Annotated in this window: 18 protein-coding genes; 10 read left to right on the top strand and 8 right to left on the bottom strand. The window is 64.6% G+C overall.

From position 1 onward, the window contains the following. Complete coding sequence (locus KR767_RS20155) at positions 1 to 705, bottom strand: Crp/Fnr family transcriptional regulator (protein WP_250877567.1); 705 nt, start codon at positions 703 to 705, stop codon at positions 1 to 3. A gap of 281 nt (positions 706 to 986) precedes the next feature. On the opposite strand from KR767_RS20155, the gene KR767_RS20150 reads away from it, so the two are divergent. After that, positions 987 to 1154 carry a hypothetical protein gene (locus tag KR767_RS20150; protein WP_166948660.1) on the top strand — a complete coding sequence of 56 codons (168 nt, stop codon included), beginning with the start codon at positions 987 to 989 and terminating at the stop codon, positions 1152 to 1154. Here KR767_RS20150 and KR767_RS20145 read toward each other — a convergent pair. Together KR767_RS20145 and KR767_RS20140 are read right to left on the bottom strand one after the other, a co-directional pair. Then, complete coding sequence (locus tag KR767_RS20145; protein WP_166948662.1) at positions 1151 to 1309, bottom strand: hypothetical protein; 159 nt, start codon at positions 1307 to 1309, stop codon at positions 1151 to 1153. The two genes, KR767_RS20150 and KR767_RS20145, sit on opposite strands and share 4 nt — an antisense overlap. Positions 1310 to 1372: 63 nt before the next feature. After that, the gene (locus KR767_RS20140; protein WP_250877566.1) at positions 1373 to 3385 is read right to left on the bottom strand and encodes a hybrid sensor histidine kinase/response regulator; all 2013 of its coding nucleotides are present in this window, start codon (positions 3383 to 3385) and stop codon (positions 1373 to 1375) included. A gap of 213 nt (positions 3386 to 3598) precedes the next feature. On the opposite strand from KR767_RS20140, the gene KR767_RS21375 reads away from it, so the two are divergent. Then, the gene (locus KR767_RS21375; RefSeq protein ID WP_279588204.1) at positions 3599 to 3724 is read left to right on the top strand and encodes a hypothetical protein; all 126 of its coding nucleotides are present in this window, start codon (positions 3599 to 3601) and stop codon (positions 3722 to 3724) included. A gap of 7 nt (positions 3725 to 3731) precedes the next feature. Here KR767_RS21375 and KR767_RS20135 read toward each other — a convergent pair whose 3' ends face one another. Both KR767_RS20135 and KR767_RS20130 read right to left on the bottom strand, forming a co-directional pair. Then, on the bottom strand, positions 3732 to 4613 hold the full coding sequence (locus KR767_RS20135; RefSeq protein ID WP_250877565.1) for a YihY/virulence factor BrkB family protein: 882 nt from the start codon (positions 4611 to 4613) through the stop codon (positions 3732 to 3734). Between the two features lie 42 nt (positions 4614 to 4655). Beyond that, on the bottom strand, positions 4656 to 4841 hold the full coding sequence (locus KR767_RS20130) for a CsbD family protein (protein WP_166948674.1): 186 nt from the start codon (positions 4839 to 4841) through the stop codon (positions 4656 to 4658). A gap of 123 nt (positions 4842 to 4964) precedes the next feature. Between KR767_RS20130 and KR767_RS20125 the strand changes: the two genes are divergently transcribed. Genes KR767_RS20125 through KR767_RS20115 form a run of 3 tightly spaced genes read left to right on the top strand, consistent with a single transcriptional unit; the run spans position 4965 to position 7131 of the window. Next, positions 4965 to 6284, top strand: coding sequence for an Nramp family divalent metal transporter (locus KR767_RS20125; protein ID WP_250877564.1), 1320 nt, complete (start codon positions 4965 to 4967; stop codon positions 6282 to 6284). Between the two features lie 36 nt (positions 6285 to 6320). Next, positions 6321 to 6560, top strand: a complete 240-nt coding sequence (locus KR767_RS20120; RefSeq protein WP_250877563.1) for a hypothetical protein — start codon at positions 6321 to 6323, stop codon at positions 6558 to 6560. Between the two features lie 22 nt (positions 6561 to 6582). Then, positions 6583 to 7131 carry a DNA-binding protein gene (locus tag KR767_RS20115; protein WP_250877562.1) on the top strand — a complete coding sequence of 183 codons (549 nt, stop codon included), beginning with the start codon at positions 6583 to 6585 and terminating at the stop codon, positions 7129 to 7131. A 60-nt stretch (positions 7132 to 7191) separates the two neighbouring features. On the opposite strand, the gene KR767_RS20110 is transcribed toward KR767_RS20115, so the two are convergent. Next, on the bottom strand, positions 7192 to 7353 hold the full coding sequence (locus KR767_RS20110) for a hypothetical protein (RefSeq protein WP_166948682.1): 162 nt from the start codon (positions 7351 to 7353) through the stop codon (positions 7192 to 7194). 389 nt (positions 7354 to 7742) lie between these two features. Next, positions 7743 to 8639, bottom strand: a complete 897-nt coding sequence (locus tag KR767_RS20105) for a LysR family transcriptional regulator (RefSeq protein ID WP_250877561.1) — start codon at positions 8637 to 8639, stop codon at positions 7743 to 7745. 130 nt (positions 8640 to 8769) lie between these two features. Between KR767_RS20105 and KR767_RS20100 the strand changes: the two genes are divergently transcribed. The 3 genes from KR767_RS20100 to KR767_RS20090 all read left to right on the top strand — a co-directional run bounded on the left by KR767_RS20100 (position 8770) and on the right by KR767_RS20090 (position 11361). Beyond that, positions 8770 to 9882 carry an S-(hydroxymethyl)glutathione dehydrogenase/class III alcohol dehydrogenase gene (locus tag KR767_RS20100; RefSeq protein WP_250877560.1) on the top strand — a complete coding sequence of 371 codons (1113 nt, stop codon included), beginning with the start codon at positions 8770 to 8772 and terminating at the stop codon, positions 9880 to 9882. A 9-nt stretch (positions 9883 to 9891) separates the two neighbouring features. Then, on the top strand, positions 9892 to 10308 hold the full coding sequence (locus KR767_RS20095) for a ketosteroid isomerase-related protein (protein WP_166948687.1): 417 nt from the start codon (positions 9892 to 9894) through the stop codon (positions 10306 to 10308). Between the two features lie 66 nt (positions 10309 to 10374). Then, a complete protein-coding gene (locus tag KR767_RS20090; RefSeq protein WP_250877559.1) occupies positions 10375 to 11361 on the top strand; it encodes an MBL fold metallo-hydrolase in 987 nt (328 codons plus the stop codon). Position 11362: 1 nt separating this feature from the next. Here the strand turns inward: KR767_RS20090 and KR767_RS20085 are convergent, their stop codons facing one another. After that, complete coding sequence (locus KR767_RS20085) at positions 11363 to 11938, bottom strand: CGNR zinc finger domain-containing protein (RefSeq protein ID WP_250877558.1); 576 nt, start codon at positions 11936 to 11938, stop codon at positions 11363 to 11365. A gap of 119 nt (positions 11939 to 12057) precedes the next feature. Between KR767_RS20085 and KR767_RS20080 the strand changes: the two genes are divergently transcribed. Beyond that, positions 12058 to 12999: an alpha/beta fold hydrolase gene (locus tag KR767_RS20080; protein WP_166948693.1), complete on the top strand. Its 942-nt coding sequence runs from the start codon at positions 12058 to 12060 to the stop codon at positions 12997 to 12999. Between the two features lie 37 nt (positions 13000 to 13036). Beyond that, complete coding sequence (locus KR767_RS20075) at positions 13037 to 13288, top strand: RNA-binding S4 domain-containing protein (protein WP_250877557.1); 252 nt, start codon at positions 13037 to 13039, stop codon at positions 13286 to 13288. Positions 13289 to 13371 lie beyond the last annotated feature (83 nt).

The following is a 13371-nucleotide window of genomic DNA, read 5'->3' as shown; positions in this document are numbered from 1 at the left end:
TCAGGCCAGCAGGGCTATTTCGTCGATGACCTCGACGCCATCGGACCGGATGGCGATAGACCCGCCTGCGCGGAGTTTTGCGAGCATGCGGGTGACGGTGGCCGAACTCATGCCCAGGTACGAGCCGATGTCTTCCCGCGACATCGGCAGGGGCACGAACTGTCCGGGCCCTTCGATGGTGCGACGGCGGCGGAGCAGGTCGAGCAGAAAACCACCGACGCGCTGCAGGGCGCTGCCATCGACCGCATGCGGTGCCGAGCGGCGTTCGCGGCGACGCAGGTGGCGCAGGTGCTGGGCGATGTCCGCGTTGTCGTCGCTCAGCTGGTCGGTGGCGTCTTTCGGAAAACGGCAGAACCAGGTCTTGCCGACCGCCACGACCGAGACGTCGTGCGTGTGCGAACGGGCGATATCCAGTGCGAACAATTCACCGGGAAGGTGGAACGCCAGCACGCGGCCGTCGCCGACCGTCTTGGCGAAGCCGGTCAGCACGGTGAACGCCGCACGGTGCGGTGCGCCCGGCTGTACCAGGCGGTCGCCTTCGGAGAACGGCCCCACGCGTTCGACGACACTGCGCATGTCGAGCAGGCGCGTATCGCCACCGCGGGTGGCCTCGCAGGCGGAGGCATGTCGGCAGGAAGCGTTGCAGCACACGTTGGGCCGCCGCGGGGCGGCAGGAGAAACGCAGGCGACTTGGGCGTAGGGCACGATGGAACCTCCCGCGCGGAGTAGCGCGCTGGTGCCATTTTAATGCCGCGTTTTTTTGCGATTCGGCAAAATCAGCCTTCTGCGCGCAAATGCCGCATGCCGCGAAGCATTTGGTCAGCGCCCGGGTGGCCCGGGCGGATTGACGCAGGCGAATTTTTCGCTTAGTAAGGAGGGCTGGGGGAATACCGAAAGGGGGCCTTCAAGGCCATGGTTCGTCGATTCATGATTTTTCGTTCGATCGAAGTCCGCATTTCCATCTCGCTGCCCGGGGAGTCCGTCCGATGACGACCGAGCCGCGACATGACACCACGCCGTCGGCCCTGCCCGAAGGCTTCATGCCAGGTAACGTGGCACCTTTCGTGATGCGCTATGGCACCGACTTCCTCGTGGCGATGCGCCGCGCAGGTCTTGTGGAAGCCGGGCGACACGAGGAAACCGAGCCCGCCTAGCCGTTGCCGCCCTCCGCCGAATGGCCTGATGGCGCACGCCCGCCCTCGTCGGGCACGTCACCCGCCGGGCCGCCCTTGTGGATCGCGCCGACGATGAAGATCACCAGCAGCGCGGCGATCAGTGCGATCAGTGCGTAATATCGCGTCCGGTTCATCGCAGGCTCCGTGGTCATGGGATGAGTCTCCGCGATGTCCGTCAACGCAATGGATGCGCGGCGTCAGCGTGTCTTGGCATCGAGCAGTTCGGCGACGGCCTCCACCAGGGCGTGCACGGAAAAGGGCTTGCCCAGCAGGGCGGCCCTGGCGGGCAGCTGCGGGGAGTCCGCGAAAGCCTCCCAGGCGTAGCCGGTGATGAAAAGGACGGGCAGCTCTGGAAACGTCTGCCGTGAGGCCAGCGCGAGCTGGCGGCCGTCCAGGCCGGGCAGGCCGATATCGGTCACGAGAATGTCAGGGGCTGCCGATGTCTTCACCAGGGCCAGCGCATCGTCGCCGCTGCCACAGTCGGTGACCCTGTAACCGGCGTCTTCGAGCACTTCGCGGGAGAGCGAGCGCAGCATGTGCTCGTCTTCGACCAGCAGGACATGCTGCCCCCGGCCACGCCGGGTCGTCTGCACGACATGCGCATGCACGGCGTCATCCGCACCCCGATGGCGGGGCAGCCACAGGCTGACGGTCGTGCCTTCGCCGGGCGTGGAGTCGATGATGGCGCGGCCGCCGGTCTGCCGGGCGAAACCGTCTACCATCGACAGGCCAAGGCCGGTGCCCTGGCCGATGGCCTTGGTCGTGAAGAAGGGATCGAACGCTTTCTCGATGACCGATCGCGACATGCCCGTTCCCGTGTCGGTCACGGCAATGACGACGTGGTCGGTGGGGCCACTGCCGATGTCGCTGGCCGGTGCGTTACGGGTCTGGATGGTCAGTGTCCCGCCACCGGGCATCGCATCGCGCGCGTTGATCGCAAGGTTGAGGATGGCGCTTTCCAGCTGGCTCGCGTCGGAAAGGGTGCGCCACAGGTCGGGTTGCATGCGCAGATTGAGCGACAGCCGTTCGCCGAGCAGGGGGCGAAGCAGCAGGTCGAGTCCCCGGACGAGGGCGTTCGTATCCACGTCGGACAACGACAGGGCCTGTTGACGCGAGTACGCCAGCAGGCGATGGGTGAGTCCGGCTGCACGCTTGACCGCGCCACCCGCGGCGTCCAGCAGGCGACGCGTGCCGTCCACGCGACCGGCTTCCAGGCGATCGCCGACGACTTCGATCGCACCACCGATGCCGCCGAGGATATTATTGAAATCGTGGGCGATGCCTCCCGTGAGGCGCCCCAGGGCTTCCAGTTTCTGCGCATGGCGCAGTTGGTCTTCCATGTCGCGGCGGCGCTGGGTGTCGCGGCCCATGCAATAGACCACGTCGCCATCCGGTACGCAGGTCCAGGCGAACCAGCGGTATTCGTCGTCTTTCGTCCTGACGCGCAATTCCAGGTCCACCACGATGTCGCCTTCGAACAACTGGGTGATCGCATCGCGTGCGCGATCCACATCGTCGGGATGGACCAGTTCGTCGAAGGCCAGCCCGACCAGTTCGCTGGTGTCGTAACCCAGTTCGCGCCATGCGGGATTCGCGTTGCGATAGTGCCCGTCGCGCGTGGTGATGACATACAGGTCGCGCGAGATGCCCCAGATCTGGTCGCGCTCGCGGGTGCGCAGGTCCACCTCGCGTTCGAGCGAGGTGTTCAGTTCGCGCAGAGCCAGCGACGAGCGTACGGCGCGGGTGGTTTCGTGCGCAAATCCATTGATACCGATGATGGTGCCGTGCTCGTCGCGCAGCGGCATGTACGAGATGGTCCACCAGGTTTCCTCGGCGAAACCGTGCCGGCTGAGGCGCAGCGGCATGTCGCGATGCACGGAACTCTGCCCGGCGAACGCGCGCTCCACGTGCACGGCGGTATCGGGATGGCTGTCTACCCAGAGGTCGGTGATGGTCTTGCCCGACGCATTGCCCAGGCGGGGGCCGAGCATCGGCCGGAAGCTGTCGTTGAACAACAGCGTGCGGCCGGTTCCGGCGGCCACGAACATCGGCCGGGGAGTATGAAACACCGTGGAAAGCATGGCCCGTAGCGCAGGCGGCCAGCCGTCGGGCGGTCCCAGCGGGACGCTGTTCCAGTCAAAGGCGCGTACTTCATCCGCCGCTACGGAATCGTCGGGGAGGAAGGCAAAGGGATCGGTACGGGGAGGCATGATGGGCTCAGTCCGGGGCCTTTCCCGTACTGGTAGCTGGCAGGCGGGCGCGGAGTCGGTTCATCGGTGGTCCTTATCTGCGGTTTCCCCGCTCCGGATAATGCACGAGGCGCGAAGGCGATGTCGTTGCGAAATTCTCATGGCGCCACTGTCACATACGGTGCACGTCCGGCTTGGGAGCTTGGTGTCGCATTCACCAGAGGAGGGAAGGCGATGAACGACGAACAGGCCCCGGTGCCGACGAAACAAAAGGGTGGCATCGGCTATGTACTGTTGTGGATTCTCGGTGTGCCGATTCCCGTGCTCATCCTGATTGCGCTGGTACGCGGTTGCTCCTGAGGCCGCACTACTTCGTCGTGGTTTCATCGGCGAAGCTTTCGGCATGGTCTGCGGGGCGGATGGTCGCCCCGCGGGCCACGGCCAGCCCGCGAGTCAGTTCGGCACCGAGCAGGACGATGATCGAGGCGTAGTACACCCAGGTCAGCAGCACCACGATCGCACCCGCCGGCCCATAGGCTCCGCCGATGCTCGCGTGGTCGATGTACAGGCCGATCACGTACTTGCCCGCTGTAAATAACGCAGCCGTCAGGATTCCCCCTCTTGTCGCATCTTTCCATGCGATTTCCGCGTCAGGAAGAATGCGGTACATCGCGCCGAATGCCACCACGAAAACGGCGAATGACACCGCGGCCTCGGCGATCTGCCATGCCTGGGTGTCGTTGGGGATCATGGCCTGGATCAGGCCGCTGACGACGAAGGAGACGATCAGCAGGAACGCGACGCCTACCAGCAGTCCGAACGCCCGGGCCCTTGTCTTCAACCAGCCCACCACTGCCTCGCCAGGCTTGGCGCGAAGCTTCCACACCCGGTTCAAAGTGGACTGCAGCTGGGCGAATACCGCCGATGCACTGAACAGGGTGACGCACACGCCGATGATGCCGACGACGTTACCCAGGCGCGGGCGCTTTTGTGCGTTGTCGATGACCAGGCGCACGGCACCCGCGCCCTGGTCGCCGATGACCGTGGTCAGGCTCTCCACGAGCTGACCCTGCCAGGACGGTCGCAAGGCAGCGAGCACCCAGAGCAGCAGTACCAGCAGGGGAGCGAAAGAAAGCGCGGAATAGAACGCGAGTGCCGCCGCGCGGGTCATCAGCTCATCGTCGCTGAAGCCATCGGTGGCCGTGCGGATGGATTTGCGGGTGAGGTCGAACCAGTGGCGAAAGTGCATGCGATAACGGGCGCGGGCGCCCGAAGGCGCCCGCGCGAAAGGTCAGTGATGGCGGTCGTGTTTGCGTGCCTCGTCGGCCGCCTTGCCGACTTCCTTCTGGACCTTGCCGGCATTTTTCTCGATGTTGCCGGCCGCCTGCTTGGCGTGGTTGCCGGTCATCTTGCCGGTCGCTTCCTTCACGGCGCCCTTGATCTCGTGCTTCATGCCTTCAGTGCGATTCTTGTCCACGATGGTGTCCTCGATGGCACTGCGTCGTTCGCAGCACGAACGGTGTAACCCGCGGGGGCATAAGCAGACCGTGAAGTGCCCGTGCATGCATACGCGACACGGATTCTTGGTTAGGATGGCGTCATGTTTCCCTTGCCCAAGACGGCCACCGCGCCGTTCTGCCCCTCCGAAGTGGCTGGCTCGATCGTGATCCCGGCGGATCTTCCCTGGTGGAAGAAAGCCCTGCGCTTCGCCGGCCCGGGCCTGCTCGTATCCGTCGGCTACATGGACCCGGGCAACTGGGCCACCGACATCGAGGCCGGCTCGCGTTTCGGCTACCGCCTGCTCTTCGTCGTGCTGCTTTCCAGCCTGGCCGCGATCGTCCTGCAATGCCTGGCCGCCCGACTTGGCATCGCCACCGGCAAGGATCTTGCGAAGCTGTCGGCAGAGCGCTATCCGAAGGCGCTGGGGCGCGTCCAGTGGGTGCTGGCCGAGATATCGATCATTTCCTGCGACCTGGCGGAGGTGCTGGGCAGTGCCCTGGCGTTCAAGCTGCTGTTCGGGGTGTCGCTACCGGTCGGTGTCGCGTTGACCGCGCTGGATACGTTCCTGGTGCTGGGCCTGCAGGGCAGGGGCTTCCGTCGCGTGGAAGCGATCATCCTCGGGCTGGTGGGCACCATCGGCATCTGTTTCGTGGTGCAGCTGTTCCTGATCGGGCCGGACTGGTCAGCGGTAGCCGCGGGCTTTGTGCCTTCGCTGCACGCGTTGTCGTCGAAGGAGCCGCTCTACCTTGCCATCGGCATCCTCGGTGCCACGATCATGCCGCACAACCTCTACCTGCATTCCTCCGTGGTGCAGACCCGTGCGGTGTCCGGCGAAGGTGGCAAGCTGGCGGCGATCCGCCTGACCCGGCTGGATACCATCGTCTCCCTCAGCCTGGCACTCCTCATCAATGCCGCGATCCTTATCGTGGCCGCCGGAGCCTTCCATAGCACGGGGCGTACTGACGTCGCCGATATCGGCGATGCCTATGAATTACTGACGCCTATCGCCGGTACCACGATCGCGGCGGCGGCATTCGCGATCGGCCTGTTCGCCTCGGGACAAAGTTCGACCTTCACCGGAACCATCGCAGGGCAGGTCATCATGGATGGCTTCCTGCAGATGAAAATCCCTTGCTGGCAGCGCCGGCTGATCACCCGTGGGCTGGCCATCGTGCCGGCCTTCATCGGCGTGGTGATGCTGGGTGACAAGGCCATCGGCCAGCTGCTGGTGGCCAGCCAGGTCGTGCTGAGCCTCCAGCTGCCTTTCGCGATGTATCCGCTGATCCGCTTTACGGATGACCGAAGCCTCATGAAGGGGTTCGCCAATACCCGGCTCGTGTCGTGGTTTGCCTGGTTCCTGTTCGTGGTGATTTCCGCGGCCAACCTTTGGCTGGTGGCCCAGGTGTTCGGTCTGGCGTGACGCGTTGCCCACGCGTGCATCACGCGTGGCCGCGCAGTGTCGGTCGTCGACGACACCGAGGGCAATATCGCGATGCACGTTCCGCCTGCGCCTGAAATACCGGGCACGCCGTCCCCGGAACCCGACGAGAAACCGGTTCCCGTTACTCCGGAAACGCCCGGCGACGACCCGGCCGGCCCGACACCGCAGGCTCCCCCGCGACATCCCGACGACCCGGAAGACGGCCATCTGCCGCCCCCAGCCACGCCCGAGGCGCTCGCCATCCGCATTCCATGATGACTTTCGATGGAGGCATGACATGCCCGAGAAGAAAACCACTGCCAGGGTGCGCAAGGATCGTCACGAAGGAAAGGCCGCTTCGACACAGGCCGGTGAATTCGTACGCGAGGAAATCGAACATGTGCGCGAGGGCAAGCATGGCGCACGTTCCGCGAAGCAGGCCATCACCATCGGCCTGTCCAAGGCGCGGCGAGCCGGGGTGGACGTGAAGGCATCGAAAACGGCCAGCAAGGCCACGAAGAAAAAGGCAGCCGAGGATATGGCTGCGTCAAAACGGCGTTCGCCGGGTACCGCCACCAAGAAGACCGCGTCTCGAAAGCGCGCGGCCACGAAGACGGCGCGCACGTCTGCAACGCGCTCGGCCGCCACGACGGCGGCGCTAAAGCGCGAAGGCCAATCGGCGGCATCGAAAAAGGCGCTGTCGGCGCAGGCTCGAAAGAGTGCGTCTAAGCGTACGGCAGCCACCCGTTCGGCGGCTGCAAAAAAGGCCGCTCAAACCAAGGGAGCGGCGGGACGAAAAACCGCCGCTAAAAAGGCGGCGAGGACCAGGGCACGCAAGGCGTCCTGATGTCCTGACGAAGAAGGCCCGCTTTGGCGGGCCTTCTTCGGTATGAAACGGACGAGTGGCTTAGAGCACTTCGCCGTTCAGGCGGCTGGCGACTTCGCTCAGCCAGTCGTAGCCGTCCATCTCGCCGCCGAACAGATCGAGGCCATTGCTGGCTTCGGCGGCGCGGTAGCCGGCCGAGTATTCGAAAGTGGCGATGCCGTAGTCGTTGCGCAGTTCGTTCATGTTGGTGTCTCCCAGTCATAAAGGACCGGATGTTGCGAATCGATCGCCACGTCGCCGGTCTCTGGCGTGGCGGAGGACCCTTGTCGCCCTGGCTTCCTTCTTGGAAGTCGCTTTGGGCGTGGTCCGTTCTATCTGGTGAACAATCGAATCGTTAGGCTTTCGTCATGCGGCGGATAGGCCGAATTTCTGAACCAACGAGTTTTCCTACGACCCCTTAGTAGGGGCACCCTATGCGTTTACAAGGGCTCCAAGTATTAAAACGTTGGACAGCGGGTGTAAGCAAAAGGTTCAAGGAAATTTGCATCTGATGCCGTTTCTGGCATCTGGAACCTCCCTTCCCTGGAGCTTTCGTTCACAGGACGGGGGTGATCCGTTAACCCTAGTTTAACTCAAACGGTCGTTTGTCGCCACGGAGGGGTTTGCAACCGTTCAACCAGGAAGTCGGCAAGCTGCCGGACCTTGGGGGACAAGTGCCTGCTTTGCGGATAAACCAGCCAGACCGCGCCGTGCTCGTAGCGCCATGGATCAAGCAGGGAGACCAGTTCACCCTCCGCAAGCGCCTGCTCCACGTAGAAGTCGGGCAGCTGGGCGACGCCCAGCCCCCGCTGGACGGCATCGAGCAGGGCCTGGCCGGAACTGGCCCGGTATCGCCCGCGAACGGTCCGCTGCCGGGGCTGCCCGTGCTCGGCGAAGATCCAGTGGGGAGCCGTGCCCAGCAGAAGGGTGTGCCCATCCAGTTCGTCGGGCGTCGCCGGAGCCGGATGTTCGGCCAGGTAGTCGGGCGAGGCCACGACGAACAGGCGCCGCTCGCCCAGCCGGCGGGCAATCAGGTTGGAATCGGCCAGCAGGCCGGTGCGGACCGTGAGATCGTAGCCTTCCTCGATGAGGTCGACGTTGCGATTGGAGAAATCCATGTCCACGCCCAGCTGGGGGTGCTGCACCAGAAACTCGTTGACCAGGGGCGCCACGTACCGTTCGCCATAGGTGGTGGCCAGGCTGATCCGCAGGTTGCCGCGCAGGCCGTCCTGGAAATCGACGATAGCCTGCTCGGCGGCGTCGAAGCCTTCAAGCAGGTGCCGGGCATGCTCGTAGTAAAGACGCCCGGCGTCCGTCAGGCGCAGCTTGCGGGTCGTGCGATGCAGAAGCTGGGTGCCCAGCCGCTGTTCCAGGGCGCTGACGGCGCGGCTGACATAGGCCGTGGAAAGATCGAGGCTGCGGGCCGCGGCCGAGAAACTGCCCAGGCGCACGACCTCCACGAAGGCGTCCATCCCGTCCCATGCACGCATCGATCTTTGCTCCCAGGTAAAGATGCTTCACCCGTGGGCCCGTTAATCGACGGGGCGGGAGCTGGCTAGAATCCATGATCCACCGGCCTGCGGCCGGTTTTCATCGCCATTGTATGAGGAATGCCCGACCATGAAGTCACGCGCCGCCGTTGCCTGGGAAGCAGGAAAGCCGCTCTCCATCGAGGAAATCGACGTCCAGGGGCCTCGCGCGGGCGAGGTGCTGGTTCGCATCGTGGCCACCGGCGTGTGCCACACCGACGCGTACACCCTGTCCGGCACGGACCCGGAAGGGGCCTTCCCGGTGATCCTGGGGCACGAGGGTGGCGGCATCGTCGAAGAGGTGGGCGAGGGCGTCACGTCGCTCAAGCCGGGCGATCACGTCATTCCGCTTTACACGCCCGAATGCGGCGAGTGCAAGTTCTGCCGCTCGGGCAAGACCAATCTCTGCCAGAAGATTCGCGTCACCCAAGGCCAGGGCCTGATGCCCGACGGCACCTCGCGTTTCTCGCTGGGCGGTCGTCAGCTGCTGCATTACATGGGTACCAGCACCTTCAGCGAGTACACCGTGCTGCCTGAAATCTCGCTGGCGAAGATCAACAAGGCGGCGCCGCTGGAGAAGGTATGCCTGCTGGGCTGCGGCATCACCACGGGCATCGGTGCGGTGCTCAACACGGCCAAGGTGGAGCCCGGCGCCACCGTGGCGGTGTTCGGCCTGGGCGGCATCGGCCTGTCGGTGGTGCAGGGCGCGGTCATGGCCAAGGCCAGCCGCATCGTCGTGGTGGACACCAATCCGTCGAAATTCGAGATGGCCAAGATGCTCGGCGCCACCGATTGCGTGAATCCCCGTGACTTCCCGGATACCCCGGTCCAGCAGGTCATCGTCGACCTCACCGACGGCGGGGTGGACTATTCGTTCGAGTGCATCGGCAACGTGGACGTGATGCGTGCGGCGCTGGAGTGCTGCCACAAGGGCTGGGGCGAGTCGATCATCATCGGCGTAGCGGGTGCCGGGCAGGAGATCCGCGCGCGCCCGTTCCAGCTGGTTACTGGCCGGATCTGGCGCGGTTCGGCCTTTGGCGGGGTGAAGGGGCGCAGCGAGCTGCCGGGTTACGTGGACCGCTACATGGGTGGTGAGATCAAGATCGACCCGATGATCACGTATACGATGGGGCTGGATGAGATCAACCGCGCCTTCGACCTCATGCACGAAGGCAAGGCCATCCGCTCCGTCATCCTCTACTGAGTGCCCTCGATGAACGAAACGATCGACCTGATCCGCCGTTACTACGATGCCTTCAATCGTGCCGACTGGGCCGGCATGCTCGACCTGCTCGACGAGAACGTCCATCACGACGTCAACCAGGGTGGCCGGGAAACCGGGCGCGCCCGGTTCGCCGCCTTTCTCGACCGCATGAGCGTGAGCTACAGCGAAAAGCTGAAGAACATCGTGGTCATGGTCAATGAAGCCGGTGATCGCGCGGCGGCCGAGTACGTGGTGCACGGGGTCTACAAGGCCACCGACGAGGGCCTGCCGCTGGCGCAGGGACAGGCCTACGTGCTTCCGGGAGGGGCGTTCTTCGACGTGACGAACGGCCGCATCACCCGCGTCAGCAACTACTACAACCTGGAAGACTGGCAGGCCCAGGTGCGTCGGGTCGAGGTCGACTGACGACTTGAAGCGCGGGCAACGGGCCGCACGTCATCAAGCGACCCCTTGCCCCGCGTCAGGTATCGCATGCCCTGGATCAACCCGTTTTACGACGCCGCCCTGGCGCACCACACACCGGAAGGTTTCCGCAACCTCGAACCGGAGACCCGTGAGCCCGGTGGCCTGAAGCGCTGGCGCCGGGAACGGAAGGAACAGGGGGTGCCGAAGCCGCCCGCCGAGGGCTACGACGCATTCACGCGGCGCTGGTTCCAGCCGGCCGAATTCAGCGGTGTGGACGATGCCGCATGGTGGCTGGGGCATGCGACGGTCCTGGTCAGGCGCGGCGGCCTCAACGTGCTGACCGATCCCGTGCTCGGGCAGCGTGCGGCCCCCCTCTCGTTTGCGGGCCCCGCCCGGCGCACCCCGACTCCGGTGGGCATCGCCGGGTTGCCGCGGATCGATGTCGTGGTCATTTCCCACAACCATTACGACCATCTGGACCGGGCCAGCGTGCATGCGCTGGCGCGGCGCTTCCCCGAGGCCGTGTTCCTGGTGCCTCTGGGCCTGAAGCGCTGGTTCGACAAGGAGCGCATCGGTAACGTGCGCGAGCTTGACTGGTGGGCGTCCACCGAGGTTCGTGGCAGCACGTTCACCTTCGTGCCAGCCCGTCACTGGAGCGCACGCACTCTTTGGGATCGCAACCGTTCCCTCTGGGGTGGCTGGGTGATGACCCAGGGTGATTTCCGTTTCTGGTTCGCCGGCGATACCGGTTACTCCGACAAGCTGGCCGAGATCGGGCGGCGCCTGGGCGCCATCGATCTTGCGGCGATCCCCATCGGCGCGTATGCGCCACGCTGGTTCATGCAGGGCCAGCATGTCGATCCGGCGCAGGCCGTGCAGTTGCATCGCGAGGTGGGGTGCAGGCGATCCATCGCCATCCACTGGGGCGTGTTCGAACTGGCCGACGATCAGCTCGACGAGCCACCGCGTCTGCTGGGCGATGCACTCGCGGATGCGGGCATGACGGCGGACGATTTCCTGCTGCTGAAGATCGGCGGCCGTATCGCGGTGTGATTCAGCCGCGCTTCCGCGCCCTGTAGGCAGCCACCTTCATGCGATTGCCGCAGGTGGCCTGGCTGCACCAGCGTCGGTGATGGGCCTTGGTGCGATCGTGGAACCAGAGGGTGCAGGCATCGCCCTCGCACTGGCGCACCAGATGAAAATCCGCGTTGGCGAGCAGGGCGCCCAGCGCTTCGGCCACCGGCAGCAACAAGGCTTCGGGCGAGTGCGCCCCCTGGCGTAATACCAGCGAGGGCGCTTCATCGCGCTCCCAGACCAGCTCATGCCAGGCCTGCCCGAGGGACAACACGCGATTGAGCGTTTCGGGGTTCCCGCGTTCATCGCGTTTGCGTTTTTCCACCAGTGACAGCGCGCAAGTGCGCAGGTCGAGTGCCGTGCGCTGGAGCGCCGCGCCCGCTTCGGGGGCGAGTGTCCTGACCGGCAGGCCTGCGGCTTCGAGCCAGCGGATGACGCCCTGGCTGCTGTCGAAATGGTCGCGATAGGCCTCGCCGACTCCGTAGGCGCTGTTGATGAAATCCAGGGCCAGGTCATCTCCCAGGAAAAGCGGGGCAGGGATATCTACGGTGTTCATGGGTGCAAATGTAACCGATTAAAATTTAGTTGACCAGTTACATGATGAGATGTAACCATTGTTTTGTCGCTTCATCGGTTACGGCGACGCCCATCCGCCATCCTCAAGAGGGAATCCTCATGTCGTTCAAACATCTGCTCGTGGGCACGCTGCTGTCCGCCACCGCCGTTGGCGCCCATGCCGGAGCGAACCCGCCCCCGGTGAGCTATCACTACGTCGAAGCCGACGGAGTGAAGGTGTTCTACCGGGAAGCGGGCGACCCCACCGCTCCGACCGTGCTGCTGCTGCACGGGTTTCCCACCTCGTCGTTCATGTACCGCAACCTGATTCCGATCCTGGCCGACCGTTATCACGTGATCGCTCCTGACCTGCCGGGCTTTGGCCTCACGGAAGCGCCGGACCGGGCCCACTACAGCTATACGTTCGACCGGCTGGCACACACGATCGATGCCTTCACCGAGCAGTTGGGCCTGAAGCGCTATGCCATCGAAGTGTTCGATTACGGCGCCCCGGTGGGCTGGCGACTGGCGGTGGCTCATCCGGAGCGGATCACGGCCATCGTGTCGCAGAACGGCAATGCCTACGTGGAAGGCCTCAGCGACGGTTGGAATCCCATCCAGAAGTACTGGAAGGAGCCGACCGATGCGAACCGGCAGGCGTTGCGCGAATTCCTCACCGAAGACGCCATCCGCTGGCAGTACACGCATGGCGTGCCGGATGTGTCGCGGGTGGCGCCTGAGACCTGGGCACTGGATTACTCGCAGGTGTCGCGCCCGGGCAACGCCGACATCCAGCTGGATCTGTTCCTGGATTACGCGAACAATGTGAAACGCTATCCGGAATTCCAGGCGTATTTCCGCAAATACCAGCCGCCGCTGCTTGCCGCGTGGGGCAAGAACGATCCGTTCTTCCTGCCGCCAGGGGCCGAGGCGTTCAAGCGTGACCTGCCCAGGGCCGAGGTGCGCTTCTACGACACGGGGCACTTTGCGCTGGAGACTCACGCGAACGAGATCGGCGGTGAAATCCACCGTTTCCTCGATCGGGTCGTACCACGCCAGTGAACGGTGGGCACATGGGCCTGTTCACGAACGGGCCCATGTGGGTTCTAATGGCGCCCCCATCACGCGTCAGGCCACGTCGTTGTACGAATTCCAGTTAGAGGGCGACTACGTCGAACTCCATATCCTGCTCAAGCTCACCGGTATTGCCGGCAGCGGCGGTGAAGGCAAGCATCTTGTCGCCGAAGGCCTCGTCGAGGTCGATGGCGTGCAGGAATTGCGCAAGACCTGCAAGGTGCGAGCGGGCCAGGTGGTGACGATCGGCGATGAAGTCATACGCGTCGTAGCCTGATCATGCAGGAGCCGACCTTGTCGGCGACCGGCATGGCGGCTGTCTGGCCGCTACCGCGGGTCGCCGACAAGGTCGGCTCCTAC

Source organism: Luteibacter anthropi (assembly GCF_023699965.1).
GTDB classification, from domain to species: domain Bacteria; phylum Pseudomonadota; class Gammaproteobacteria; order Xanthomonadales; family Rhodanobacteraceae; genus Luteibacter; species Luteibacter anthropi.
Note: the sequence above shows the minus strand (reverse complement) of the source record. Positions and strands in the feature narration are given on the sequence as shown.